The organism is Microbulbifer mixtoriginis (SeqCode), from assembly GCF_052467515.1.
Window position 1 is genome coordinate 4,548,729 of the sequence record NZ_CP174314.1, and the last position, 26,345, is coordinate 4,575,073.

Here is a 26,345-nt window from a genome sequence, read left to right on the forward strand (position 1 = left end):
GTGCTCTGTCACTCTGTGGGATTAGAAAACGTATTTCATACCCAGTGTGGCGGTGCGCGGCCGGTTGGCGCGGGCACCATCGGGACTGCGGCTGATAATCACCTGCTCATCAAACAGGTTATCCACTTTCAGGTAACCGGTCAGGTCTCCGCTGAAATCGTAGTGCGCAGCGGCATCCACAACCCACAGAGACTCTGTGTAATCGAATTTATCGGTATTCCCCCGGTTACAACCGGTATTCACACACATCTCGTCCTGGTAAGCCGCGGTCAGGTTTAAACGCCAGGCTGCACCGCTATCGAGGCCGGCGGATACGGCAAAAACATTTTCCGGCAGATATTCTAGATTATCGCCGGCAAGCAGGTCATTGCCGTCACTATCTTCACTGATTTCTGCATCAGTAAAGGTATAGGTTGCCCGCACTGGTAGTATCCAACCATTTGTGAGCACCCACTCACTTCCAAACGTAGCTTCCAGCCCTTTGATTTCTGCTTCACCCAACTGGTAGGTTCCACTCTCAGCACCATTGGGGCATTTCACCGCCACCGAGCAGTTTTGCACAGCATTTTCATAGTCACTATAGAAGGCGATCAATTCGGCATTCAGGCTGCCGTTATCGAAGCGAGCACCCCATTCATAGTTTGTGGATAACTCCGGCCCCTGGCCATCGGCTGCACCTGCACCGGGAGGGGCAAAACCACGGTGCACACCTGCCAGCAGGCTCCACTGTTCGCTTGCCTGGTAAACAAGCCCCAAACCTGGCAGCCATTCATCCACCTGATTGGTGCGGTAACTGCCCTTCTCGGTACGCTCTGCGTCGTTATAGCGCTGCTGCTCGGTCTCAATATCCTCGTAGCGAAGAACAGCAGTGAGAGTCAGCTTATCGTTCAGCTGGATATCGTCGTAGATAAAGAACGAAGTTGCATCCGCTTCTTCAACACGGTTATTGCTTGAACTTGGCAGCTCAACACGTTCGTATACCAGCTGGCCATCGGTCTGATTAAAAACTTCTACGGGCTGATATCTGTCGACTTCATCCTGATGTTGACGTATACCGAAGGCTAATTCATGGGCGACGGTGCCAGTGCTAAAGCGCCAATCGGCACTGATCTGCAGGCCCTTGGCTTCGTACTCACGGTTGTTGTGCTTAACACCGAAGGTGTAATCCTCGGTGCCATCCAATACCGCCTGTGGGTCTAGAACTCCATCAACACTGCCGCCGGTATTAACAGCATCTATCAAGTCCCCCTCGCTGACCTTGAACCAGTCGCGCTTAAACTTGTTGTAGTAAGCCTGGGTATGCAGGGTAAAACTGTCACTCAGTTCTATGCTGTGGTTCAGCTGGATAGTGCTGTGGCGATTCTGCATTTCATCCAGGGCGCTGATACCGTATCGACGGTTCGGATCTTTCTTAAAGTCGGCATCCGTTAGGCCCAGATAACTCATGCCAGACTCCTCTTCGGAGTACTGCAGCTTGATATCCAACTGCTGGCGGTAGGTCGCATCCGCATTGGATTGGAGGCGACCTTTCAGCAGATAGTCTTCTTTGGCGATATCTGCACTGCCAGATCGATCAATTTCGCGGAAACCGTCAGCATACTGTTGCTGGGTCTCCAGTAGCCAGCCGGTATTTTCTGTGCTGGTGCCATAGTGTGCGTGCACACGGGTCTCACCGTATTCACCGGCTTCCAGCTGCACCATCCCCTGGCTGGAAGTGGGAATAGGGGTACTCAACATATTTACCGCACCACCCACGGTGAATGGGCCGTATTGCAACGCAGCGGGGCCCTTCACTACTTCAATGGCATCCATGCGGCCGGCACTCGGGAAATAATACGCTTCCGGTGCCGAGTAAGGTGCTGGAGCCACCAGGACTCCATCTTCCATCAGGGAAATTTTGGCGGAGCGCCCACCCTGGGCACCGCGAATTCCAATATTCGGGCGCAGACCGTAGCCATCCTCTTCAAGGATGTAGACCCCCGGAACCGAGCGCATCATACGGTTGATATCCACAAACTCGAATTTTGCCAGCTCTTCGGCATCAACCAGGTGCGCGGAGCCCGGCAGCTTGGAGACAGAATCGGAGTTACCAATAACGGATACGCTCTCTAAACGTTCCTCAGCGAGGCTGGGAGCTGCGACAGCAACCGCCAGGGCAAAAGCCATTGGCGACAGGAAAAATCTCTTCATGAACCCTCCAATGAATCTAAGTAATTTGTAATTGTTTTTGTTAATAAGAATGATTGTATTTTACCACTTAGAAGGGTGGGATATGACAGAACATTTTTTTGTTTTTTGGCGCCTTTACGAGGAAAAAACCTCTTTGTTTTTAGTTTCTATCCTAATAACTGGATGTTTCCTAGGATCTACTCTTTGAGCTGACTAGCATTGGGCCCATGTATCCACTTTGGGAATGCCCATGATACGAATGGCAGAACTCAAAGAGTTGGATAGGCTGGAACAGCTCTGGCTACACGCTGTAACAAATTCACACCCTTCGCTGCCCCGTCAGTTCTGGTTGCAGCGCCGTAGTGAATTTCGTAGAGACTGCCGCCGATCTAACCAATGCCTGGTCTTTACCGGCCGCCACAGCGCCGTTGCAGAGGCTTTTATTACCCTGGTGGACAGGGATAACATCGCCCACCTCTGTGTTAGCCCACTGTTCACCGGCTGTGGTATTGGCGCCACCTTACTTCAGGCTGTCGCCGGGGGATGTAAACAACTCCAAGCTCAAGTATTTCGTGAAAACCTGCGCACGCGTTATTTCCTGCAAAAACATGGGTTTGTGGAAACACAGCGTGGATACAATGCCGAATATGGCCAGCATCAGATTTTTATGTCCTGTGGAGGTCTTCGCCCCTGAATTCATAACCTAAAATCCGAGGTTCAACCCATTACTTATAACCGAAGCTTATTGATTCACTCCTTTTTATTGTTTCTACGCGACAAGCTATCCGGGTAGCATGACTTCCATTCTAGTTTTCCAATGCGCTGATTTTTATGGGATACAACGCTTCCAGTAATGCCCTGCAGCCTTCGAGAGGCCGCTTCTTTCATCACAATGCCAACCTGGCAGTATTGAATCAGACTTTTGCTGAGGCTAAACCCAGCGAAATCATGCAATTCACCATGGAAAAGGCCCTGAACCCGGTAGTCTTTACCAACTTCCGCCCCCTTGCTGTGGCCTTTCTGCATCTTGTGAGCAGAGCCAAGCCGGATATTCCGGTGATCTGGGTGGATCACGGTTACAACACTCCTGAGACCTATCGCCATATTGAAAATGTGGTAAAACAGCTGGGCCTCAATCTGCGTACCTACTCTCCAAAGATGTCCGCGGCCCACTACAACGCTGTATACGGTGGTATTCCAGCCCTGGATACTCCCGAGCACGACTTCTTTTCGCGTACGGTCAAGCTCGAGCCGTTTAACCGCGCCATGCAGGAATTGAAACCGGATGTGTGGTTAAACGGCATTCGTCACGATCAGAATGCACATCGTAAAAACCTGGATGTTTTTACCCAGGGGAATCACGGCACCATTCGCGTAGCGCCAATGTTTCATTTGAAAGAGATTGATGTAGAAGAGTACGTTTACGAAAACGAACTGCCGGACAATGATGTGTATTTCGATCCGACCAAGGGTGAAGAACATCGCGAGTGCGGGTTATTACTGGAGAAATAAATTCATAGATCGGCGGGGGAATTTTTTCTCCGCCTTTTTTCTAAAAACTTTCTTTTTCCCTTAGTTTTTCTTCCAAGATACCCAATCTTCCGCGATCAAATAGTTCTTATTTATGCAGATCTAGTAATTCATAATTTTGGCTTTTGTCAGATTTCTCTGCAAAAAATATTTTTTTATCTTTGCTTTTTTCCCATTCCCTTCTGCTAGCTGACAGCAGAAACAGAAGGGCTTATAAAACTATATTCTTAATATTCAGCCAACTAAGCAGCGGCCTCACCGGTAAGATGCCGGCCTTTTTCCAAATGATTTTTTAGGTCCTCCAACATTTTACCAAACTGTGTGCCCGTCATTTTTTTCACTACCGGGCTCAGTACGCCACCAATGGCACCCAGCTCCATGTTCGCAGTGAAGCTCACCCTTGTCCCATTTTCGGATAAAGCCTCTAATTTAAACTGCGATAAACTTTTCTTCACCGGAAATCCTGGCGGTGTGTTCTTGGTTTCTACAGACACATCCAGTTCATGCTTTTTATCATCAAATCTTGTGATGGTTTCATCAGCGACAAGACCATTGGGGCCTTTATTTGTCAGTACACAGACACGCCCTTTTACACTGGCATTGCCAACCGGTGTACCCTCTTTGGCAAAGGAATGCGGTATCAGCGTCATCCATTGGTAAGCGGTATCAAAATCCACAGCAAGCACTTTCCAGACCTCCTCAATCGGGCGGTCTATGGCAACTTCTCTCTTAACTTGAACGATTTTCATTGGATTCTCCCAGGATGTTCGGTGCAATAAACATTGACGGGAGACAGATTAACTGGACACTATTTGCAACGGAATATAACAAAATAGGACACTGTGTTGCATAAAGGATCCATTGAATGGACTGATATTCAGTTCTTTATTGCGGTTGCCAGGAGTCATAGTGCCCGCAGCGTTGCCGAAGACCTTGGAGTGAGCCACTCCACTGTATCCCGCCGTATTGACGCTCTTGAAGAGAGGCTTCAAGCCAGGCTGTTTTACCGTAACTCCAAAGGTTATCAACTAACCGAAGATGGAGAAGCCATGCTCGGTTATGCCAAATCCGCAGAGCAGTACCTCGACGCGGCACAGAAGCACCTGCAGGGTGGTAGCCATCGGCTCTCTGGGGAAATACGCGTTACCATGCCTGATGTCGTGGCCTCCCATCTTGTGATTCCGCACCTCAATGAGTTCACCAATGACTACCCACAGATAAACGTTCAGCTCCTAGTGACCAGCCAGGTGCTCAGCCTCGAGAAACACAAGGCGGATGTGGCTTTGAGAATCCTGCCCAAAGGTGCAGAGGTACCCGAAAGGTTTATTGCCCGTAAGCTTACCAACCTACCTAGCTGCTGTTACGGCTCGCCAGCCTATATTGCAGAATCACTACCAGAACACGGCCGCTGGCTCGGCTGGAGCAGTGAGGATGGCAGGGTGAACTGGGCCCAAAACACCCCTTATCCGGATTTGCCCTATCAACATCAGATCAGCCATGGCCTGATACAGCTAGAAGCCGTCAGAAGCGGACTGGGCTTAGCCAGGCTTCCCTGCTTTCTCGCCGATGGGATTAATGGAGTAATTCGCTTACCCGGCGCGGAGCCTTCCAGCCTGCACGATCTGTGGCTGGTCTCTACACCGGAACACCGCAATGTGCTGCGCTTTAAAGTCTTTCGAGAGTTTGTTGTGAGTCTATTCAGGCGCCTTGAGGATAAGTTGAAAGGCAAGCTGGCGGGGTGATTTCGATCGATATTTGCCTGGAGCGGTATAAAACCGCCCCAGGTAATCCATCTATTTTTAAGCGCAAGAGCGTCTGGAAGACTTAAACATCCAGGTTTTCTACCGCCAAGGCATTGGTCTCGATAAAGTCACGGCGTGGCTCTACCTGATCCCCCATTAGGGTGGTAAAGATCTGATCTGCTGCGATAGCATCTTCAACAGTTACCTGCAGCATACGACGGCTCTCTGGGTCCATGGTAGTTTCCCAAAGCTGCTCCGGGTTCATCTCACCTAGCCCCTTATAGCGCTGGATACCGTAGCCTCTGCGGCTCTCGCCCATCAGCCAGTCCATCACTTCAGGGAAGCTGCCAACAGGGTGCTGCTTCTCGCCGCGTTGGATAAAGGCACCCTCTTCCAACAGCCCCACCATTTTCTCACCCAGAGCGCAGATAGACGCATACTCGGCGGAATCGAAGAACTCGTGGTTAATCAGGTAGTCACTGCCGACACCGTGGGCCACGATATGGATATGGGGCAGGAATAGGCCGCGCTCGGTGTTTTCCTGAACCGTCACTTCGTGACGACGGGTTCCACCACTCTCTTCATCGCCGAGTTTCTCCTGGAGCTTCTCACTCCAAGCCGCGACTTTGTCCTGGGACTGCAGGTCTTCCTGAGACAAGCTGGGCAGGTAGATCATGCTGCGCAGCACCTCTTCTGGATACAGGCGGGACAGACGATCAATAGTAGCCAGCACACTGCGATACTCGCCCACCAGGCTTTCCAGGGAAGCGCCAGATAGTCCAGGGGCATCCGGGTTCACAAATAATGTGGCGCCTTCTAGGGCGGCGTTGGTGAGGAACTGAGTCAGAGCACCCTCATCTTTTAAGTACTGCTCCTGCTTACCCTTGGAAATCTTATACAGTGGCGGCTGGGCGATATAGATATGGCCACGCTCAATCAACTCCGGCATCTGGCGGAAGAAGAATGTCAGCAGCAATGTGCGGATATGGGCTCCATCCACATCCGCATCGGTCATGATGATGATGCTGTGGTAACGCAGCTTATCGGGGTTGAATTCGCTCTTACCGATGCCACAGCCCAGTGCGGTGATCAAGGTGCCCACTTCGGCACTGGAGAGCATTTTGTCGAAGCGCGCTTTTTCCACATTGAGGATTTTGCCCTTCAGCGGTAGGATCGCCTGGGTACGACGATCGCGGCCCTGCTTAGCAGAACCACCGGCAGAGTCACCCTCCACCAGGTAGATTTCCGACAAGGCTGGGTCTTTCTGCTGGCAGTCTGCCAGTTTTCCGGGCAGACCAGCGATATCCAAGGCACCTTTACGACGGGTCATCTCACGCGCCTTACGCGCCGCCTCACGGGCTTTCGCCGCATCGATCATTTTAGTAACGACGGACTTGGCTTCCTGGGGGTTCTCCAACAGGTAGTCGTTGAAATGGTGTCCCATCTCCTGCTCAACAGCGGGCTTCACCTCAGAGGAAACCAGCTTGTCTTTGGTCTGCGAGGAGAATTTCGGGTCTGGTACCTTCACAGAGATAATCGCGGTGAGGCCTTCTCGGGCATCGTCACCGGTGGTGTTGACCTTATCTTTTTTGCCCAGGCCCTCGCGCTCAATATAGGTGTTCAAACCGCGAGTCAGCGCCGCGCGGAAACCTGCCAGGTGGGTGCCACCATCGCGCTGAGGGATATTGTTGGTGTAGCAGAAAATGCTTTCCTGGAAACTGTCATTCCACTGTAGCGCCACTTCTACGGCGATGCCGTCATCGCGCTGGCTCTGGAAGTGCAACACCTTGTTGATGGGAGTTTTGTTTTGGTTAAGAAACTCCACAAAGGCACTCAAGCCGCCCTCGTATTCATAGACCTCTTCCTTACCACTACGCTCGTCCTTCAAGACAATGCGTACACCGGAATTGAGGAAGGACAGCTCGCGCAAGCGCTTGGCCAGTACATCGAAATGGAATTCGATATTGCTGAAGGTATCTGCAGAGGGCTTGAAGTGCACGGTGGTGCCGGTGGTATCACTATCTCCCACCACCTCCAGTGGAGCCTGGGGCACACCGTGATGATAGGTTTGCTCGTGGATCTTACCCCCACGGCGAATAGTCAGCTTCAACTCTTTTGACAGCGCATTTACTACCGACACACCCACGCCATGCAGACCACCGGATACCTTATAGGTATTGTCATCGAACTTACCACCGGCGTGCAGCACGGTCATAATTACTTCTGCTGCAGAAACCCCCTCTTCTGGGTGGATTTCTGTTGGAATACCACGGCCGTTATCTGAGACGGAAATCGATTCATCCGGATGGATGGTTACGCGAATCTCATCGCAATGGCCTGCTAGTGCTTCATCGATGGAGTTGTCGACCACCTCGAACACCATGTGGTGCAGGCCGGTGCCATCGTCGGTATCACCGATATACATTCCGGGGCGCTTGCGCACCGCATCCAGGCCTTTGAGTACCTTGATACTGCTCGAGTCATAGCTTTGCTGCTCTGACATTTATTCGCTCCATTCAACTTATTATGCAGCCGATGCATCGGCGCTGATATTCCCATGTTCCACGTGGAACACTTTTGGGCAATTCCAAGGGGCTTCCAATTGTCGCCAGGGGCGGCTTGTAGTGCCCTCATCTATTCCGGTTACCAGTACCTGGCTGGCACAACGACCAACCCACTGGGCAAAAACTTGCTGATTGTGATCATCCAGCTCTGCTGGAAGGTCGTCCACAAGAAATACCGGTTTCTCTCGGTGACGACAAACCAACTGCGCCATAGCCGTGCGTACGGCGCATACCAGCATTTTCTGCTGGCCACGGGATAAAACATTGTGTGCAGGCTCACCTGCAACGGTAAAACGGAGATCTGCTCTGTGAGGCCCAGTGCGGGTATGTCCCTGACTGAGATCACTATCCCGAGACTCTCTAAGCGCTTCGGCCAGTTCAACCTCTTTTCGCCAACCGCGTCGATAACTCATATCCACCCGATTTAGCAGGCTGGGAGGTAACTCTTCCAGTAGCGTTGTTACGGCCGCACGCAATTGCTCGAATTGGCTGCGACGCAGGGTATCCACCTGTTCGCCACTTTGGGACAACTGATGCTCCCAAATCCCGATCGCGTCCGGATCGATTTTACCACGTCGCAACAAGGCATTTCGCTGCTTCAGTGCGATTTGATAGTTTTTCCATTGCTGAGCAAAGAGATGTTCCACGTGGAACACTGTCCAATCCAGAAGTCGCCTGCGCACTCCAGGGCCACCATCCAGGGCGGAGAAACTATCGCTGTTAATCAGTTGTAATGGGAGACAGTTAGCAAGCTGTGAACTGGACTCAGCCGCAGCCTGGTTGATACGCACACGGCCTCCGCCATCAGCTAGGCGCTCGACCCCAAGATTGAAGCCCGTATCCAGCTGGGTAAAAACCGTGAGCCCTGAATGATCATGGCGGATAACCGATTTGTGCTGGCGAGACCGAAAAGAGCGGCCTGTAGCCAACATATGAACAGCTTCAAGAATGGAAGTCTTGCCACTGCCATTGACGCCACAGAACAGGTTAACCCCAGTGTCCAAAAGCAGATCGGCATGAGAGATATTTCGAAAATTAGAAATCAGAAGGCGGGTCAGCGCCATAGACCCCTCGCCCCGCTGGCTGGGAAAATTTCAGCGGCAATATTCAGAAAAAATAAAGGGACCGCCTGTTGATAATACAGTGCGGTCCCTTCTCGATTGTGGGCCAAATGCTTACTAACCAGGGCTTACAGACGCATCGGCATAATCACGTAGAGGGCATCTCCGTCCTCAGGTTGCTGCAGTAAAGCACTGCTGTTGGCATCCGCCAGACTGATGCGAATCTGGTCGCTGTGAATAGCACCAGTAACATCGAGCAAATAGGAAACGTTAAAGCCTATTTCCATGGGCTCCCCCACGTAATCCACCATCATTTGCTCTTCGGCCTCCTCCTGCTCGGGGTTATTGGCCACAATCTGCAGCAAACCCTCGGAGACCTGCAAACGTACCCCACGATATTTTTCATTGGAAAGAATCGCTGCTCGGGAGAAAGCCTGACGCAGGCCCTGACGGTCGGCATAGACCACGTTGCCGGCACCACGTGGCAGAACGCGCTCATAATCCGGGAACTTGCCATCCACCAGCTTAGAGGTAAAGGTGAACTGGCCACTCATCACACGGATATGGTTATTGCCCAATACTACCTGCGCCTGCACGTCGCTATCTTCCAGCAAACGCCCCAATTCCAACACGCCCTTGCGCGGTACAATCGCCTGAATGGGTGCCGATACATTCAAGCCCGGAGCATCGCGGTCGCACAGTGCCAGGCGGTGACCGTCAGTGGCGACTGCGCGCAGCTGCTGTGGGCGGCACTCCAGCAGTAGGCCATTCAGGTAATAGCGCACGTCCTGCTGGGCCATGGCAAAGCTGGTTGCCTCGATCAGACGGCGAATCTCGCGCTGAGAAATATCGAATCGAGTCTGGGCACTGGCTTCCTCCTGATTGGGGAAGTCCGCTGCGGGTAAAGTGGATAACTGAAAACGGCTGCGGCCACTGCGCAATACCAGGCGCTCGCCATCGCGCTCAAATTTTAATTCAGCGCCATCCGGTAATGAGCGACAGATATCCAGCAGCTTACGTGCTGGAACAGTTACTTCACCTTCCATTTCCACGCCATCCACCGGCAAGCGGCCGACAATTTCCACTTCGAGATCAGTACCAGTCAGGGACAACTCCTGACCTTGTAATTGCATCAATACATTGGCCAGGACCGGCAGGGTCTGGCGTTTCTCAACGACACCGGCTACCAGTTGTAGGGGCTTCAGCAGGGCGTCCCGGCTCACATTGAATTTCATCGGTAGTTTCGCCTTGTTTGTCAGTTATTCGATTAAGTGGTCAACGACCGTGTCAGTAACTTTACGTCCTCGCGGATATCCGCATCAGACTCCTGCAATTCGCGAATTTTGCGGCAGGCATGCAAGACCGTAGTGTGGTCACGCCCGCCAAAGGCATCGCCAATCTCTGGCAAACTGTGGTTGGTCAACTCTTTAGCCAGAGACATAGCCACCTGACGCGGACGCGCGACAGAGCGGCTGCGGCGCTTGGACAACAGGTCGGCCACCTTGATCTTGTAGTACTCGGCCACCACGCGTTGAATATTGTCCACACTCACCAAACGATCCTGCAAGGCGAGTAGATCCTTGAGGGCCTCGCGCACCAATACATCGTCAATGGCACGGCCGGTAAATTGGGAGTTGGCTATCACACGGCGCAGGGCGCCTTCTAGCTCGCGCACATTAGAGCGGATACGCTGCGCGATAAAGAAAGCGGAATCGTGGGGTAACTCTACACCGAACTGCTCCGCTTTCTTCATTAATATGGCTACCCGCGTCTCCAGTTCAGGCGGTTCCACAGCCACAGTCAGGCCCCAACCAAAGCGGGACTTGAGGCGCTCTTCAAGGCCGTCGATCTCCTTGGGATAGCGGTCGCAGGTCAGGATAATCTGTTGGCCACCCTCGAGAAGCGCATTAAAAGTGTGGAAAAACTCCTCCTGAGAGCGCTCCTTACCAGCAAAGAACTGAATATCGTCAATCAGCAGCGCATCCACAGAACGGTAATAGCGCTTAAAATCGCTGATGGCGTTGAGCTGTAGAGCCTTCACCATATCCGCGACAAAACGTTCAGAGTGCAGGTAGACCACTTTGGCATTGGGATTGCGCTCTAACAACGCATTGCCCACCGCATGCATAAGGTGCGTTTTACCCAGGCCCACACCACCATAAATAAAGAGCGGGTTGTAGGCGCCACCAGGGTTGTCGGAGATTTGCTGCGCAGCAGCCAAGCCCAATTGGTTGGACTTACCTTCAACAAAAGATTTAAAGGTGAAGTTTCGATTGAGGGAGCTGCCGTGCTTAATGGCGCCCTCAACCTCAACCTGCCGCGCGGGTTGTTCCGGGATAGAACGCACCATGTCGCTCATTACCGCAGGACGAATATCGGATACCGCCTGCTCCCCCTTGCTGACCTGTCTGGAGTTGGTCTCCTCTTCCAGTATTGAATGAGGATTTACACCAGGGCCACCACCAAAGCCGCCACCATTCAGCGGCTGATTGGAAACTGGAGCCTGTGGCTCCGCATGGCTCATAAACCCCTGAGAGACAGAGGGAGAAACCACACCAGGTGTTGTGGAAAAATCCACCGAACCCGATGAAACAGAAGGTGCTGGGGAAGTTGTAGGTGCTATCGGCGGCGGCATAGCACTGGCAACCGGAGCCGTAGGGGGCACGGGAGCCGGTACAGGAGCCGCTTCCATTGCTGCGCGACTACGCTGAAAACGCGCGGGGCGACGAGCAGTGATCTCCAGCCCTACTTGAAGTGGCTGTCCAGGAGAGAACTGGTGGACCAGCTCGCGGATACGATGAAGGAATTTACCGCCAACCCAGTCCAGTACAAAGCGATTTGGTGCAACCAGTCGCAACTCGCCCTCTGCACACGCGGGATTGACGCGCAGCGGTCTGATCCAGGTATTGAACTGCTGAGATGGCAGCTCATCCTGCAAACAGCTCGCGCACTGCTTCCAAACGGATTCAGTCAAGAAACCCCCCAAAACCCCAAAATGGTAAGACCACGGAGACAACGGCATGAAAGGACTGGAGTGCCCTAGCCGTCAAATAAGATCGGCGCAGTATACCTTTCCATCGATGGGTTATCCACAAGAAAGCGTGGCGCTGTTGAAAAAATTGCGCAAAAATGTCCATGCAATCAGGTATTTGCGTAACAATTAGACAATTGAAGCCTACGCCTTTGGAACTTTATCCACAACTACCTGTGCATATCTTGGGGTCAATCGGTGGGCATCACGAAATACATCAGGTAGCTCAAGGGCTTGTCTGGTAGCCGTTATTTGGCATCAGTGATTTAGTGGTAAACAAGCCGAATATCTCCCGTCTGTGCGTTGCTTTCACTGCTGCCTTTCTATACAATCCGCGGCCTTCGCAGCGCGTAGCTCCGTCTGCGCCGGCTCTGTGCCGGACCGGAGCCCAGGCCGCGGCCGGGGATGGTCCCGAGAAATCTTGAACACAAAGTCTCAGGTAGCAAGACTATGAAACGCACATTTCAACCCAGCAACTTGAAGCGCAAACGCACTCACGGTTTCCGCGCTCGTATGGCAACTAAAAACGGCCGTAAAATCCTGGCCCGCCGCCGCGCTAAAGGCCGCAAAGTACTGTCTGCATAATATCTCTTCTTTTTAGAGATTCTCCCTATGCAGCAGGTGCGCAGCAGCTTTGGATTTGCCAAGACTCTGCGCCTGCTTAATGCGGCGCAGTATCGCAAGGTTTTCAATGAAAACGTTGTGCGCGCCGCGCATCCCCACCTCCTGATCCTCGCATGCCCCAGTGATTCTGAGCATCCGCGCCTCGGCTTGGTAATTGCCAAGAAGCATGTGCGCAACGCCTCCGACCGCAATCGAATCAAGCGAATTACCCGAGAAACCTTCCGCTTGCAGCAACACCAGTTGCCGCCGCTGGATGCTGTAGTATTGGCTCGCCCGGGGGTTGCAGATCTGGATAAGGCCTCACTGGCGAAGACACTAAACAAGCTCTGGCGCAAGCTGGCCAAGCGCGCGCAACAGCCACAATCGAAGTCATGAAGTGGCTACTGATCAAGCTGATACACGTCTACCGCTATCTGGCCAGCCCATGGGTAGGTAACCAGTGCCGCTTTTACCCGACCTGCTCGCGATACTCCGAAGAGGCGATTGAAACTCACGGAGCCTTAAAGGGGGGTTATTTAACTGCGCGCCGCCTTATAAAATGCCACCCCTGGCACCCTGGTGGACTGGACCCGGTTCCCCCCACCAAACACAAGAACACGCTCTAGGTATTAAGATGGATTGGCAACGCTATACGCTGCTAGGTGGAATTCTCGCGGTTCTCCTCGCACTTATCTTCCAGTGGAATGCATTTCAAGAGCAGCACACTCCTGAACTCGACCGCGAAACCATAGTTCACAACGATATACAGAGCGGCAGCCAAATCCCGGCGCAGACCAGCGAAAACGGCAATGGCGATGTACCCCAACTGGAGTCCCAAGCGCCAGCAGAGACAGGCACCGATAGCGGCCAACGCACGCTCATCAATGTCACCACCGACGTCTTTGATCTGCTCATTGATCCTCGTGGCGGTGATATCGTAAAAGTGGCCCTGCGACAGTTCCAGGAAAAGCTGGATACGCCTGACCAGCCCTTAATCCTGTTAAACCAGACTCGCTATCACACCTATATCGCCCAGAGTGGTCTGATCGGTAACAACGGTACCGATAGCGCCGCTGGCCGCCCCCTATTTAAGGTTGAAAAGACCAACTACGCCATGGTGGAAGGGCAGGATCAGCTGATTGTGGACCTGACCCTGCAGCAAGAAGGTGCAAATATCACCAAACGCTACACCTTCAAGCGTGGGGACTACCTCGTTCAGGTGGCCTACCTGGTAGATAACACCAGCGCCAAGCCCTGGTCCGCCGCCATGTTTGGCCAGATCAAGCGCGATGCCAGTGAACCGGTGACTGATACCGGTTTTGGTATGTCACCCTTCCTCGGTGCCGCTCTTCACACCAACGAAGAAAATTACTTCAAGCAGGATTTTGAGGAAATCGCCGAGAAACCCACCCGCACCACAGTCGAAGGCGGTTGGGTAGCCATGGTGCAGCACTATTTCCTTAGCGCCTGGATTCCCCCACAGGATGAACGCAACACTTTTGAGCTGCGCGAATTGTCCAACGGACTCTTCCGTATGGGCTTCACCGCCCAGCCGGTACAAATCCCCGCCGCGACTCAGGGCGAGCTGAGCGCTTCCTTCTATGCCGGCCCCAAGGATGTCTACCGCCTAGAGGAGATCTCACCCTACCTAGACCTGACCGTGGATTACGGCTGGCTGTGGTGGATTGCCAAGCCGCTGTTCCGCGTACTGCACTTTATCCAGGAGCATATTGTCAGTAACTGGGGCTGGGCGATTATCCTGCTCACCGTCTTTATCAAGACACTGCTGCTGCCGCTGTCCGCCGCAGGCACCAAGTCTATGGCGCGCATGCGCAAGTTTGCTCCACAGATGAAAAAACTGCAGGAGCAGTACAAGGACAATCGTCAGAAGTTGGCGGAAGAGACCATGAAGCTCTACCGCCGCGAGAAGATCAATCCCATGGGGGGCTGCCTGCCGATCCTACTGCAGATGCCGGTGTTTATCGCCCTCTACTGGATGCTCACCGAAACCGTAGAGCTGCGCCACGCGCCCTGGATCTTCTGGATTCACGACCTGTCGGCAAAGGACCCTTATTTCATCCTGCCAGTACTGATGGGCCTGTCCATGTGGTTTATGCAGAAGCTAAACCCGGCCCCCACCGACCCGACCCAGGCCCGTATCATGCAGTTGATGCCGGTGATGATGACGGTATTCTTCCTGTGGTTCCCGGCTGGCCTAGTACTGTACTGGATCGCCAACAACCTGATCACCATCGGTCAAACTTGGTATATCAACAAGCAGGTGGATGCCGGAAAATACTGATCAAGTATCCACAGATCACAAACAACAAGGGCCGCTACTGCGGCCCTTTTCCGTTATGTCGAGTACACTCAGCCGATGACACAACAAAGCCTTAATCGTGACACCATCGCCGCCGTCGCCACCGCACCAGGGCGCGGTGGTATCGGTGTAATCCGCCTCTCTGGCCCCAAAGCCCTGTCCATTGCCCAGCAAATCTGCGGGGATAAACCGCTCAAAGCGCGCTATGCCCATTACCGAAATTTTTTCCACAGTGAGCAACTGATCGACCAGGGACTCGCCCTATTCTTCCCAGGCCCCAACTCATTTACCGGAGAAGACGTGGTGGAACTGCAGGGCCACGGTGGCCCGGTCATTCTCGATCAACTGCTGAAGGCAACGATCGAACTGGGAGCCCGCCAGGCACGTCCCGGGGAGTTTTCTGAACGCGCCTTCCTCAACGACAAAATGGATCTCACCCAAGCCGAAGCGATCGCCGATCTGATTGATGCCGGTAGTGCCCAAGCGGCGCGCAACGCCATGCGTTCACTACAGGGCGCTTTTTCCGACAAGATCGAAGACCTTGTAGAAAGCCTTACCCACCTGCGTATCTATGTGGAAGCCGCCATCGATTTTCCCGAAGAGGAGATCGACTTTCTCGCCGATGGCAAGGTGGCTGCGGATATCCAGGCCCTACTGGCACAAATGGCTGGCGTAGAAGCCCAAGCGCGCCAGGGCGCCATTATGCGAGAGGGTATGCGGGTGGCCATTGCCGGGCGTCCGAATGCCGGCAAGTCGAGCCTGCTCAATGCCCTCGCGGGTCGCAATACTGCCATCGTCACCGATATCGCCGGCACCACCCGCGATATCTTGCGGGAAGATATCCACATTGACGGCATGCCCCTGCAGTTCGCCGATACCGCCGGCCTGCGGGATGCGCCAGATAAAGTAGAGCAAATAGGCATCGAGCGCGCCTGGGAGGAGATTCACCAGGCGGATCGCGTGCTCCTGGTAATGGATGCAGAGCAACTTCACTCACTGGACCCGGCAGAGGCCTGGCCGGAATTTACCAACCAGCTTCAGGACTTAGACAAGCTCACACTGGTACTGAACAAAATTGATCTCAGCGATTACAGTGCCGGCCTCCAAGCTCACACTCAAGGAGTGCCGGTTATAGCCATAAGCGCCAAGACCGGTGCGGGCCTCGAAGCACTGAAGGAGCATTTGAAACAGTCTATCGGCTTCAGTGGTGCTGCCGAAGGCACTTTTAGTGCGCGTAGACGTCATTTAGAGGCTCTTGAGCGCGCCCGTGCCTTTATTGAGCAAGGTTCCCAGCAGCTCCACAGCCATGGTGCAGGTGAGTTACTCGCGGAAGACTTACGCCAAGCCCAACAGGCGCTAGGGGAGATCACAGGTGCAATGAGTGCGGACGAGCTGCTCGGGAAAATTTTCGGCAGCTTTTGTATCGGAAAATAAGAAGGTGAGGAGTTCCACGCACTTATCCAATTGGGGGCGCTAGCTAATAGCGTCCTCTTCTCTTCCCTATAGTACCTCCCCACTCTCCTTCTTCTTATTCTCCTTCTGGCACAAGTTCCACACCTCTTGCTCACAGGAAGAGCCCAGATCTATCCTAGGTTGTTAAAAAAGTTCTATTTAATCCCCAGCTTTCCCGCATATTTTCCACGAAATAGGTGAGAAATAAGCTTGAGATAGCTGTTTAAATGGCTCTTAAGGGAAAGAAGTTATACATGTCCACGGGGATTTCCCGTGGATAAGCTTATTGGCAGTTATCTCACCATTAACCCACACCCATTCAATGGGTATATGCACAGATTTATACATTGCCTTCGACTACTCACAGGTATCCCCCAGAAAGTCTGGGTAAAGCACCACAGACACTAGTCAAAAAAAACTGACTGTGGGCAAAAGAGGGGATAAGCACCTGCAAAATAGAATAATCGTATGATGATAACTTCCTAATAAGAGTAGGTAGGGCAAAGTTGTCCCAAGTTTTCACAGCCTCATACCCCGGTTACCCCTGTGTCCACCAAGGGTTTGTCGGCAGGGTTTTCATCTTTGTAACCTATTGTTTTTAAAGGTTTTTTTGTGCTTATACCGAGTTGCCGCAGGTCTAATAAAAACAATAAATATAAAAAAATACTCTTTAAGATATACATATATTCATTAGTAAGAGTATTTAAGAAAGCAAGACAGAGTTTTGAAATTCATTCGATCAGAAGTTGATATTCAGGAAGGAGAGAGAAAGACAAAGGCAGAGCTTTCCTAAACGGCTTGAATAAAGCCAATTGCTGAGGACACTTACTGACTATAAAATGTGCGCCCCAAGTTGTAACCAGTAACAGCCATTATGGAATTCCCTAAGACCTATGATGTGATCGTGATCGGCGGAGGCCATGCAGGTACCGAAGCCTCACTGGCAGCGGCACGTATGGGAGCTTCCACTCTGCTACTGACCCACAATATCGAGACCCTCGGGCAAATGTCCTGCAACCCGGCCATTGGCGGTATTGGCAAGAGTCATCTCGTGAAGGAGGTCGATGCCCTCGGTGGCGCTATGGCAACGGCAACAGACCTGGGCGGAATTCAGTTCCGGGTCCTCAATGCCCGCAAAGGTCCCGCAGTAAGGGCAACGCGTGCCCAGGCCGATAGAGCCCTATATCGCGCCGCGATCCGTTCGATCCTGGAAGCACAGGAAAACCTGGAGATCTTCCAACAAGCGGCAGATGACCTGATTGTCGAAGGTGAACGCGTTGTGGGCGTTGTCACCAACGCAGGAGTACGCTTTCGAGCCAAGACAGTGGTACTGACCGCCGGGACTTTCCTCGGTGGGCGTATCCACATCGGCTTGGATAACCACGCCGGCGGCCGCGCCGGAGACCCACCCTCGATTGCCTTGGCGGATCGTCTGCGCGAACTGCCTTTCCGTGTCGACCGCCTCAAAACCGGCACCCCTCCTCGTATTGATGCCCGCTCAGTAGATTTCAGTGAGTTGGAGGAGCAGTGGGGAGACAGTCCCACACCGGTGATGTCTTACTTGGGCAGCCGCGATCAGCACCCGCGCCAGGTCTGCTGCTGGATTACCCACACCAATGCCCGCACTCATGAAATTATCCAAGGGGGGCTCGATCGCTCGCCCATGTATTCCGGTGTGATTGAGGGGATCGGCCCGCGCTATTGCCCCTCCATTGAGGACAAGGTGCACCGCTTTGCGGACAAAGACAGCCACCAGGTGTTTATCGAGCCCGAGGGGCTGACTACCAACGAGCTATACCCCAATGGTATTTCCACCAGTCTGCCTTTCGATGTGCAGATTGAGCTGGTGCACTCCATCAAGGGCTTTGAAAAGGCGCATATCACCCGCCCGGGCTATGCGATTGAGTACGATTTTTTCGATCCGCGGGATCTATTGCCCTCCCTGCAGACCAAATTTATCCAGGGGCTCTACTTTGCCGGCCAGATCAATGGCACTACCGGCTACGAAGAAGCGGCCGCCCAGGGACTCCTGGCTGGCACCAATGCCGCACTACAGGCGCAGGAGCGCGAAGCCTGGTCCCCGCGTCGGGATGAAGCCTACCTGGGCGTGCTTGTAGATGATTTGATCACCAGTGGCACCAAAGAGCCCTACCGCATGTTTACCAGCCGCGCGGAATATCGCTTGCTGCTCCGTGAGGACAATGCTGACCTGCGCCTGACCGAAAAAGGTCGCGAATTGGGCCTTGTCGACGATACCCGCTGGGCAGCGTTCAGTGAAAAGCGCGAGGCGATCGCTAAGGAAACCCAGCGACTGCAAGAGACCTGGGTGCACCCAAAGACATCCCAGGCCGCCTCCGTAGAAACCAAACTGCCGCAGCCATTGGCGCGGGAATACAGCCTGATGGACCTGCTGCGCCGTCCGGAACTGGGCTATCAAGATGTGGCGGGCCTCAAAGGGGAAGCGGTAACCGACGAGCAGGTTGCCGAACAGGTGGAAATTTCGGCCAAGTACGCCGGTTATATCGATCGCCAGCGCGAGGAAATTGAGCGCTTGCAGGCCTACGAAGATACCCCGATCCCGGCGGACTTCGACTACAGCGATATTTCCGGTCTGTCCAATGAGGTCAAGCAAAAGCTGGGAGAGACCCGCCCGGATACCCTGGCGCGGGCCTCGCGGATACCGGGCGTGACGCCCGCATCCATATCCCTGCTGCTGATCCAGTTGAAAAAGCGCGGGCTGCTGAAGCGCAAAAAAGCGGTATAAATCGGTTTTCCACAGGGTATCCCGCGAGGCCCTGCGGGGTTTGAGTTTCGCGGGACTACTGGGGGATAGACCCATTTCTCACTCAATGGAACAGTTTCGTCCGCGCCTGTTAGAGGCGGCGGCACAGATGTCGGTGGCACTCAGTGACCGGCAGCAGGATCAGCTACTGGAATACCTGGCGCTTTTTGCCCGCTGGAACAGTGCCTACAACCTGTCCGCCATACGCGACCCGGAGCAGATGCTGGAGCGCCATATTATCGACAGCCTCAGTGTGGTAAATCTCTGTGGCGAAGGCTCTTTGATCGATGTGGGTAGCGGTGGCGGCCTGCCAGGGATTCCTCTGGCAATTGTGCATCCGGAGCGCGCCATCACCCTGCTCGACAGCAATGGCAAGAAGACCCGCTTCCTGTTCCAAGTGGCCAGCACCCTGCCCCTGCCCAATATCACGGTAGTCAATGAGCGGGTAGAAGCCTTTGTGCCAGAACAGCCTTTTGCCGGTGTGGTGTCCCGCGCCTTTGCCTCCATCGAAGATATGGTCAATGGCAGTGAGCATATGTTGGCACCCAGGGGTCGTTTTTATGCCATGAAGGGCAAGCTGCCTGAGGATGAGTTGAGCGCTCTGCCAAAAGGCATTAAGGTCGAGCAGGTGCACCGGTTGTCGGTGCCCGGCTGCGACGGTGAGCGACATATGATTCAGCTCTGTCGCACAGAATAAGATGATAGTTTGGCGGGTTTGTCGCCCGCCCAATCCTGCTCCCCTTTCGTGGGACACAATAGCCGCTGCCCGAAGCTGAGTCAGCGTGGGGGCAAACGCACCCGGAAACAACAAAGGACAAGAATCTTGAGCAAGATATTTGCTGTGGCCAACCAGAAAGGCGGGGTCGGTAAGACCACTACCTGCGTCAACCTGGCCGCATCTTTGGTTGCCAACAAGCGGCGCGTATTGCTGATCGACCTGGACCCCCAGGGCAATGCCACCATGGGTAGTGGTGTGGATAAAAGCGACCTGGAGGTGTCCGGTTACGATGTGCTGGCCGCTGAATTACCCGTAGAGCAGGCCATTGTATCCACAGAAAGCGGTTTTGATTTGATCCCTGGCAACGGTGACTTGTCTGCGGCAGAGGTGGAGTTGCTGAATTTGGAGGGGCGCGAATCTCGTCTGAGCCGCGCTCTGGCAACGGTGAGCAATCGTTACGATTACGTGATTATCGACTGCCCGCCGTCGCTAAATATGCTGACGGTAAACGCACTCTGTGCAGCTCACGGCGTGTTGATCCCTATGCAGTGCGAATATTATGCCCTGGAGGGACTGTCAGCCTTGGTGGATACGATCACCCAGATCCAGCAGACTGCTAATCCGGATCTGAAAATCGAAGGCATCTTGCGTACCATGTACGATCCGCGCAACAGTCTTACCAGCGAAGTGTCGGCGCAGTTGCAGGAGTATTTTGGCGATAGCCTGTATCGAACTTGTATTCCGCGCAATGTGCGCTTGGCGGAAGCGCCCAGTTTTGGCAAACCGGCGTTGGATTACGATCGCCACTCCAAGGGCGCTATCGCCTACCTGGCATTGGCTTGTGAAATCAATCGCCGCCATCCCGCCAATCAATCTACTAAAAAGAAAAACCGCCCTATGGCGGAAGCGGTATAAGGGGTAATAACTATGGCCGCCAAACGCAAAGGACTGGGCCGGGGTTTATCCCACCTGATCAGCAATAAAAACAGCACCGCGATCGCCGAGGCTACCGGTGAAGCTGAAACCGCCGTGGTCGACGGTGAGTTGAAAGAATTGCCGATCGAGTTTTTGCAGCGCGGTCGCTACCAGCCGCGCCGGGATTTTCCACAGGAGTCCCTGCAGGAACTGGCGGACTCGATTCGCGCCCAGGGTATTATGCAGCCGATTGTCGTACGTGGTATCGGCGAGCAAAGCTACGAGATTATTGCCGGTGAGCGGCGTTGGCGAGCCGCCCAACTGGCGGGATTGGAGAAAGTGCCAGCGCTGGTGCGCAGCGTTTCCGATGAAGCCGCCATCGCCATGGCATTGATCGAGAATATCCAGCGTGAAGATCTGAATCCGGTCGAAGAGGCTGTGGCCCTTAAGCGACTGCAGGATGAATTCAAGCTGACTCAGCAGGAAGTGGCCGATGCGGTGGGTAAATCCCGAACTGCCGTGACCAACTTACTGCGCTTATTGAGCCTCAGTGAAGAGGTGCGCACTTTCCTTGAGCGCGGTGACCTGGAGCTGGGCCACGCCAAGGCCTTGCTCGGTCTCTCCGGTGCCACCCAGCGTTCCGCAGCACGTCAGGTTGTCGAGCGCAGCCTCACCGTGCGCCAGACGGAAGCGCTGGTGCGTCGCCTGCAACAGCCGGCCACGCCGAAGCAGGAAAAGCCCCAGCCCGACCCCAATATCCGCCGCCTTACCGAGCGTCTGGCGGAAAAGGTCGGAGTGCCCGTTTCTATCGATCACAACGAAAAGGGCAATGGTCGCTTGGTGCTGAAATTTACCACCTTGGAAGAGCTGGACGGAATCCTTGCCCACCTCGGTTACGCCGAGGATTAAAGCCGTGGCGAAATGCGCGTCCTAGTGGCGCGCGCAATAACTGTTGGCAATTACTCACTGCGCCGAGTAATTCCGCGCAAAACCTCCCGAAAATCAAATAAGTTGGCGACATTTGCCGGTTGAATCGGCGATGCTGTTGCAGCATAATTCGCACGCCCAAATTTTGGGCGGACAGCGCACAGAAGTCGGCTTATCCCGTCTATGAGAAAACCCCCGGTATTACGAATTGCCGCGGTACAGCTTCTGCTGATATCGGTGGCCAGTGCGGTACTGCACTTGAGTGGCAAACCGGTGACGGCGCTTTCCGTATTTATCGGCGGTGCCCTATGTGCACTGCCCGGAGCATATTTCGGCAGGCGCGCCTTTCGCGATAGCGGTGCGCGCGCGGCCCATCGCGTGGTAGGCAATTTCTACCGCGCGGAAACCGGCAAATTTATATTGACCATGGCGGGTTTTGCGGCAGTTTTTGCCACCGTCAAGCCGCTGAATGCGGCAGCGCTTTTTATCAGCTACGTCCTCTGTGTGATCGTGCAGTGGATTATGGTGGCGCGAATGGTCCGCTAGCCGGTGGATAAGAAAAAAAGAATTCTTACTTTTACGATTGTTGAGGAACTATGGCGGGCGAAGCTCTAACTGCGACGGGGTATATCCAACACCACCTGCAAAATATGACTTACGGCAAGCTGCCGGCCGGGTACACCCGCGCCGATGGTTCTGTGCTTAGTGAGTCCACCTGGACTATGGCGCATTCCTCTCAGGAAGCCGCGGATATGGGCTTTTGGGCCCTACATGTGGATACCCTGGGTTGGTCTATCGGCCTCGGCTTGATTTTCTGTTTCCTGTTTGCCCGCGCTGCCAAAAAGGCCTGTGTGGACAAGCCCACCGGTTTCCAGAGTTTTGTGGAGCTGGTCACCGAGTTTATCGACAAGCTGGTTAAGGAAACCTTCCCCCACCGCAACACCATGGTTGCCCCGATGGCGCTGACCATTTTTGTGTGGGTGTTCCTGATGAACCTGATGGACCTGGTGCCGGTGGACTGGTTGCCAATGGCTGCCGCCAAGATCTCCGGCAACGATCACCTCTTCTTTAAAGTGGTTCCGACTACCGACCCGAACGCCACTCTGGGTATGGCCCTGGCGGTGTTTGCGCTGATGATTTTCTTCAGTATTCGCGAAAAAGGTGCCATCGGCTTCCTGAAAGAGCTGACTCTGCACCCTTTCCATACCGGCAAGCTGTTCTTTGACATCCTGCTGATCCCGGTCAACTTCCTGCTGGAAGCAGTATCCCTGATCGCCAAGCCGATCTCCCTGGGCCTGCGTTTGTTCGGAAACCTCTACGCCGGTGAAATGATCTTTATCCTGATTGCGATTGTCTTTGGCGTTGGCGTTCTCGGCTTTATTGGTGCGGGTCTCCTGCACATGGGCTGGGCGATCTTCCACGTACTGGTAATCGTGCTGCAGGCGTTCGTATTTATGGTATTGAGCACCGTGTACATGGCGATGGCACACCATCGCGACGATGAGCACGAGCACGATCAATAAGTTTTTAACCCTTTTTTCGACCTTTACAACAACTCTTTAACTTTGATTTGGAGAACACAATGGAAGCATTAGGTCTGGTTTACATCGCAAGTGCACTGCTGATCGGTCTGGGCGCCCTGGGCACCGCTATCGGTTTCGGTACTCTGGGTGGCAAGCTGCTGGAAGGTTCCGCTCGTCAGCCTGAACAGGCTCCGGCTCTGCAGGGCAAAATGTTCCTGATGGCTGGTCTGCTTGACGCGGTTCCGATGATCGGTGTTGGTATCGCTATGTACCTGATCTTCGCCGTAGCTCCTGGTCTGGTTTAATTACGCCGTTCCAATTGCCCTTAACCCTATTTAAAGAGCAAGAGGTGTCGGTGTGAATATCAACCTGACTCTAATCGGCCAGTCGATTACTTTCCTGTTTTTCGTCTGGTTTTGCTGGAAGTTTGTTTGGCCGCCGCTTTTGGGCGTGATGAAAGAGCGTGAGCAGAAGATCGCAGATGGTCTCGCTGACGCCGAGCACGCGCAGAAAGATCTGGAACTGGCCAAGCGCAAAGCTGCCGAGCAGCTGAAAGAAGCCAAAGATCAGGCGAGCGAGATTATCGATGGCGCCAACAAGCGCGCTAATCAGATTATCGATGAAGCAAAGCAGGCTGCGCATGCCGAGGGCGATCGCCTGAAAGCTGCAGCTAAAGCTGAGATCGACCAGGAAGTGAATCGCGCTAAAGAGCAACTGCGCAGCCGTGTGGCAGACCTGTCTGTCCTGGGTGCGGAGAAGATTCTCGCGGTCAATATCGACGCTAAGGCGCACGACGACCTGATCGACAAACTGGCAGCCGAGCTGTAAGCGAGGAACCCCATGGCGGAACTCAGCACACTGGCCCGGCCCTACGCTAAAGCTGCATTTGCCTATGCGCAGCAAGCCTCCAACCTCAGTGGTTGGAGCACTGCGCTGGAAACTGCGGCGGCGGTCAGCCAGAACGAAAAAGTGCGTGAGCTGCTGGATAACCCACAGCTCACCAGTGAAGAGCGCGCAGATAAATTCCTGTTGATCTGTTCAGACGAGCTCGGCGAGCACGGAAAAAATTTCATCCGGTTGCTGGCGGAAAACCACCGCCTGCAGCTGCTGCCGGAAATTTCCGAGCTGTTCGAAGAGCTGAAAGCGCAGGCGGAAGCCACCCTTGAGGTGGAAGTTGTTTCCGCGCACGCCCTGAGCGATGCACAGGCGCAAGCACTGGGCCAAAAACTCAGAGCGAAGTTTGAACGCGAAATACATCTGCACAGCTCGGTGGACGAGAGCCTGCTGGGCGGCGCGATCATCCGCGCCGGTGATACAGTCATCGACGGTTCCGTACGCGGCCGTCTGGCCAAGCTCGCCGAGGCGATGAACTCCTAAATTACTCTCCCCGTCGGCGTCAGCCGGCGGGGGACTTGAGGAACAGAGCATGCAGCAACTGAATCCCTCTGAGATCAGTGAAATCATCAAGAGCCGCATCGAAAATCTCGATGTGAGCACTGAAGCCCAAAATGAGGGCACCATTGTTTCCGTATCCGACGGCATCATCCGCATCCACGGCCTGGCCGACGTGATGTACGGTGAGATGATCGAGTTCGAAGGCGGCGTTTACGGTATGGCGCTGAACCTGGAGCGCGACTCCGTTGGTGCTGTAATCCTGGGCGACTACAAATCTCTGGCCGAAGGTCAGAAGTGTCGTTGTACCGGCCGTATCCTGGAAACCCCGGTTGGTCCGGAACTGCTCGGCCGCGTTGTAGACGCGCTGGGTAACCCGATCGACGGCAAGGGTCCACTGAACAACAAGCTGACCGACGCGGTAGAAAAGGTAGCGCCTGGCGTTATCGCCCGTCAGTCCGTTGACCAGCCTGTACAAACCGGCTTGAAAGCGGTTGATACCATGATCCCGATTGGCCGTGGTCAGCGTGAGCTGATCATCGGTGACCGTCAGATCGGTAAGACTGCTGTGGCGATCGACGCCATCATCAACCAGAAAGGCACCGGCGTTAAGTGTATCTACGTTGCCGTGGGCCAGAAGCAGTCCTCTATTGCCAACGTAGTGCGCAAGCTCGAAGAGCACGGCGCTATGGACCACACCATCGTAGTGGCCGCTGGTGCCGCCGATCCGGCAGCGATGCAGTTCCTGGCTCCTTACGTCGGCTGTACCATGGGTGAGTACTTCCGCGACCGCGGTGAAGATGCCCTGATCGTATACGATGACCTGACCAAGCAGGCTTGGGCCTACCGTCAGATCTCCCTGCTGCTGAAGCGTCCGCCTGGACGTGAAGCCTACCCCGGTGACGTTTTCTACTTGCACTCCCGTCTGCTGGAGCGCGCCGCGCGTGTAAATGCCGACTACGTAGAGAAATTCACCAATGGTGAAGTGAAAGGCAAGACCGGCTCTCTGACCGCCCTGCCGATCATCGAAACCCAGGCCGGTGACGTATCCGCGTTCGTACCGACCAACGTGATTTCCATTACCGACGGCCAGATCTTCCTCGAGACCGATCTGTTCAACTCCGGTATCCGCCCTGCGATCAACCCGGGTATCTCCGTATCCCGTGTAGGTGGTGCAGCGCAGACCAAGGTGATCAAGAAATTGTCCGGTGGTATCCGTACCGCTCTAGCTCAGTACCGCGAATTGGCGGCATTCTCCCAGTTTGCCTCTGATCTGGACGAAGCTACCAAGGCCCAGCTGGATCACGGTGAGCGTGTAACCGAGCTGATGAAGCAGAAACAGTACTCTCCGCTGTCTATCGCGGACATGGCTGTTTCCGTTTACGCCGCCGACAAGGGTTACCTGAAAGAAGTAGAAGTTGCCAAGGTTCTCGATTTCGAAGCTGCCCTGCTCGCTTACATGAACAGCGAACACGCAGAGCTGATGGAGAAAGTGAACGCGACTGGTAACTACAACGACGAAATCGACGCAGCTTTCAAAGCCGCTATCGAGAAGTTCGTCGCTACTAGCAGCTGGTAAGAACTCCCTGGAGAGCGCGAAAGAGCGGCACTGCCGC

At 54.1% G+C, this 26,345-nt stretch carries 24 protein-coding genes; 18 read left to right on the forward strand and 6 right to left on the reverse strand.

The window, feature by feature from the left end:
* Positions 1-21 precede the first annotated feature (21 nt).
* Entirely contained in the window at positions 22-2,190 is a 2,169-nt protein-coding gene (locus ACJJIT_RS19635) for a TonB-dependent receptor family protein (protein WP_444899427.1), read from the reverse strand.
* Positions 2,191-2,419: 229 nt separating this feature from the next.
* On the opposite strand from ACJJIT_RS19635, the gene ACJJIT_RS19640 reads away from it, so the two are divergent.
* Both ACJJIT_RS19640 and ACJJIT_RS19645 read left to right on the forward strand, forming a co-directional pair.
* Entirely contained in the window at positions 2,420-2,863 is a 444-nt protein-coding gene (locus tag ACJJIT_RS19640; RefSeq protein WP_444899428.1) for a GNAT family N-acetyltransferase, read from the forward strand.
* Between the two features lie 137 nt (positions 2,864-3,000).
* Complete coding sequence (locus ACJJIT_RS19645) at positions 3,001-3,681, forward strand: phosphoadenosine phosphosulfate reductase domain-containing protein (protein WP_444899429.1); 681 nt, start codon at positions 3,001-3,003, stop codon at positions 3,679-3,681.
* Positions 3,682-3,941: 260 nt separating this feature from the next.
* Here the strand turns inward: ACJJIT_RS19645 and ACJJIT_RS19650 are convergent, their stop codons facing one another.
* Positions 3,942-4,448 (reverse strand): SRPBCC family protein, encoded by a 507-nt coding sequence (locus ACJJIT_RS19650; RefSeq protein WP_252083966.1) that lies wholly within the window; start codon positions 4,446-4,448, stop codon positions 3,942-3,944.
* 96 nt (positions 4,449-4,544) lie between these two features.
* Here ACJJIT_RS19650 and ACJJIT_RS19655 point away from each other — a divergent pair, with 96 nt between their 5' ends.
* Positions 4,545-5,441 carry a LysR family transcriptional regulator gene (locus ACJJIT_RS19655; protein ID WP_444899430.1) on the forward strand — a complete coding sequence of 299 codons (897 nt, stop codon included), beginning with the start codon at positions 4,545-4,547 and terminating at the stop codon, positions 5,439-5,441.
* Positions 5,442-5,523: 82 nt separating this feature from the next.
* Here the strand turns inward: ACJJIT_RS19655 and gyrB are convergent, their stop codons facing one another.
* The 4 genes from gyrB to dnaA form a co-directional block, all read right to left on the reverse strand.
* The gene (gene gyrB / locus ACJJIT_RS19660) at positions 5,524-7,944 is read right to left on the reverse strand and encodes a DNA topoisomerase (ATP-hydrolyzing) subunit B (RefSeq protein ID WP_444899431.1); all 2,421 of its coding nucleotides are present in this window, start codon (positions 7,942-7,944) and stop codon (positions 5,524-5,526) included.
* A gap of 21 nt (positions 7,945-7,965) precedes the next feature.
* Entirely contained in the window at positions 7,966-9,069 is a 1,104-nt protein-coding gene (recF, locus tag ACJJIT_RS19665; RefSeq protein WP_444899432.1) for a DNA replication/repair protein RecF, read from the reverse strand.
* A gap of 125 nt (positions 9,070-9,194) precedes the next feature.
* Positions 9,195-10,301, reverse strand: a complete 1,107-nt coding sequence (gene dnaN / locus ACJJIT_RS19670) for a DNA polymerase III subunit beta (protein ID WP_252083962.1) — start codon at positions 10,299-10,301, stop codon at positions 9,195-9,197.
* A 32-nt stretch (positions 10,302-10,333) separates the two neighbouring features.
* The gene (gene dnaA / locus ACJJIT_RS19675) at positions 10,334-12,040 is read right to left on the reverse strand and encodes a chromosomal replication initiator protein DnaA (protein ID WP_444899433.1); all 1,707 of its coding nucleotides are present in this window, start codon (positions 12,038-12,040) and stop codon (positions 10,334-10,336) included.
* A gap of 507 nt (positions 12,041-12,547) precedes the next feature.
* Here dnaA and rpmH point away from each other — a divergent pair.
* The 15 genes from rpmH (at position 12,548) to atpA (ending at position 26,308) form a co-directional block, all read left to right on the forward strand.
* On the forward strand, positions 12,548-12,682 hold the full coding sequence (rpmH, locus tag ACJJIT_RS19680; RefSeq protein ID WP_020413885.1) for a 50S ribosomal protein L34: 135 nt from the start codon (positions 12,548-12,550) through the stop codon (positions 12,680-12,682).
* Positions 12,683-12,709: 27 nt separating this feature from the next.
* Positions 12,710-13,096, forward strand: a complete 387-nt coding sequence (rnpA, locus tag ACJJIT_RS19685) for a ribonuclease P protein component (protein ID WP_444899434.1) — start codon at positions 12,710-12,712, stop codon at positions 13,094-13,096.
* Positions 13,093-13,326 carry a membrane protein insertion efficiency factor YidD gene (gene yidD / locus ACJJIT_RS19690; RefSeq protein ID WP_083922742.1) on the forward strand — a complete coding sequence of 78 codons (234 nt, stop codon included), beginning with the start codon at positions 13,093-13,095 and terminating at the stop codon, positions 13,324-13,326. Before rnpA ends, yidD begins: the two co-directional genes overlap by 4 nt.
* Before the next feature lie 8 nt (positions 13,327-13,334).
* The gene (yidC, locus tag ACJJIT_RS19695; RefSeq protein ID WP_444899435.1) at positions 13,335-15,002 is read left to right on the forward strand and encodes a membrane protein insertase YidC; all 1,668 of its coding nucleotides are present in this window, start codon (positions 13,335-13,337) and stop codon (positions 15,000-15,002) included.
* Positions 15,003-15,077: 75 nt separating this feature from the next.
* On the forward strand, positions 15,078-16,454 hold the full coding sequence (mnmE, locus tag ACJJIT_RS19700; protein ID WP_252083958.1) for a tRNA uridine-5-carboxymethylaminomethyl(34) synthesis GTPase MnmE: 1,377 nt from the start codon (positions 15,078-15,080) through the stop codon (positions 16,452-16,454).
* Between the two features lie 892 nt (positions 16,455-17,346).
* On the forward strand, positions 17,347-19,236 hold the full coding sequence (mnmG, locus tag ACJJIT_RS19705) for a tRNA uridine-5-carboxymethylaminomethyl(34) synthesis enzyme MnmG (RefSeq protein ID WP_444899436.1): 1,890 nt from the start codon (positions 17,347-17,349) through the stop codon (positions 19,234-19,236).
* 85 nt (positions 19,237-19,321) lie between these two features.
* Positions 19,322-19,951, forward strand: coding sequence for a 16S rRNA (guanine(527)-N(7))-methyltransferase RsmG (gene rsmG / locus ACJJIT_RS19710; RefSeq protein WP_444899437.1), 630 nt, complete (start codon positions 19,322-19,324; stop codon positions 19,949-19,951).
* Positions 19,952-20,077: 126 nt separating this feature from the next.
* Entirely contained in the window at positions 20,078-20,887 is an 810-nt protein-coding gene (locus tag ACJJIT_RS19715) for a ParA family protein (RefSeq protein ID WP_444887615.1), read from the forward strand.
* Positions 20,888-20,899: 12 nt separating this feature from the next.
* Positions 20,900-21,796, forward strand: coding sequence for a ParB/RepB/Spo0J family partition protein (locus ACJJIT_RS19720; RefSeq protein ID WP_444899438.1), 897 nt, complete (start codon positions 20,900-20,902; stop codon positions 21,794-21,796).
* A gap of 201 nt (positions 21,797-21,997) precedes the next feature.
* Positions 21,998-22,360: an ATP synthase subunit I gene (locus ACJJIT_RS19725; protein ID WP_252083953.1), complete on the forward strand. Its 363-nt coding sequence runs from the start codon at positions 21,998-22,000 to the stop codon at positions 22,358-22,360.
* Between the two features lie 50 nt (positions 22,361-22,410).
* Complete coding sequence (gene atpB / locus ACJJIT_RS19730; RefSeq protein ID WP_444899439.1) at positions 22,411-23,337, forward strand: F0F1 ATP synthase subunit A; 927 nt, start codon at positions 22,411-22,413, stop codon at positions 23,335-23,337.
* 59 nt (positions 23,338-23,396) lie between these two features.
* Complete coding sequence (atpE, locus tag ACJJIT_RS19735; RefSeq protein ID WP_020413895.1) at positions 23,397-23,642, forward strand: F0F1 ATP synthase subunit C; 246 nt, start codon at positions 23,397-23,399, stop codon at positions 23,640-23,642.
* 52 nt (positions 23,643-23,694) lie between these two features.
* Positions 23,695-24,165 (forward strand): F0F1 ATP synthase subunit B, encoded by a 471-nt coding sequence (locus tag ACJJIT_RS19740; RefSeq protein ID WP_252083951.1) that lies wholly within the window; start codon positions 23,695-23,697, stop codon positions 24,163-24,165.
* A gap of 12 nt (positions 24,166-24,177) precedes the next feature.
* Positions 24,178-24,714, forward strand: coding sequence for a F0F1 ATP synthase subunit delta (locus tag ACJJIT_RS19745; RefSeq protein ID WP_444899440.1), 537 nt, complete (start codon positions 24,178-24,180; stop codon positions 24,712-24,714).
* Positions 24,715-24,763: 49 nt separating this feature from the next.
* The gene (gene atpA / locus ACJJIT_RS19750; protein WP_152455988.1) at positions 24,764-26,308 is read left to right on the forward strand and encodes a F0F1 ATP synthase subunit alpha; all 1,545 of its coding nucleotides are present in this window, start codon (positions 24,764-24,766) and stop codon (positions 26,306-26,308) included.
* The last annotated feature ends 37 nt before the right edge of the window (positions 26,309-26,345 follow it).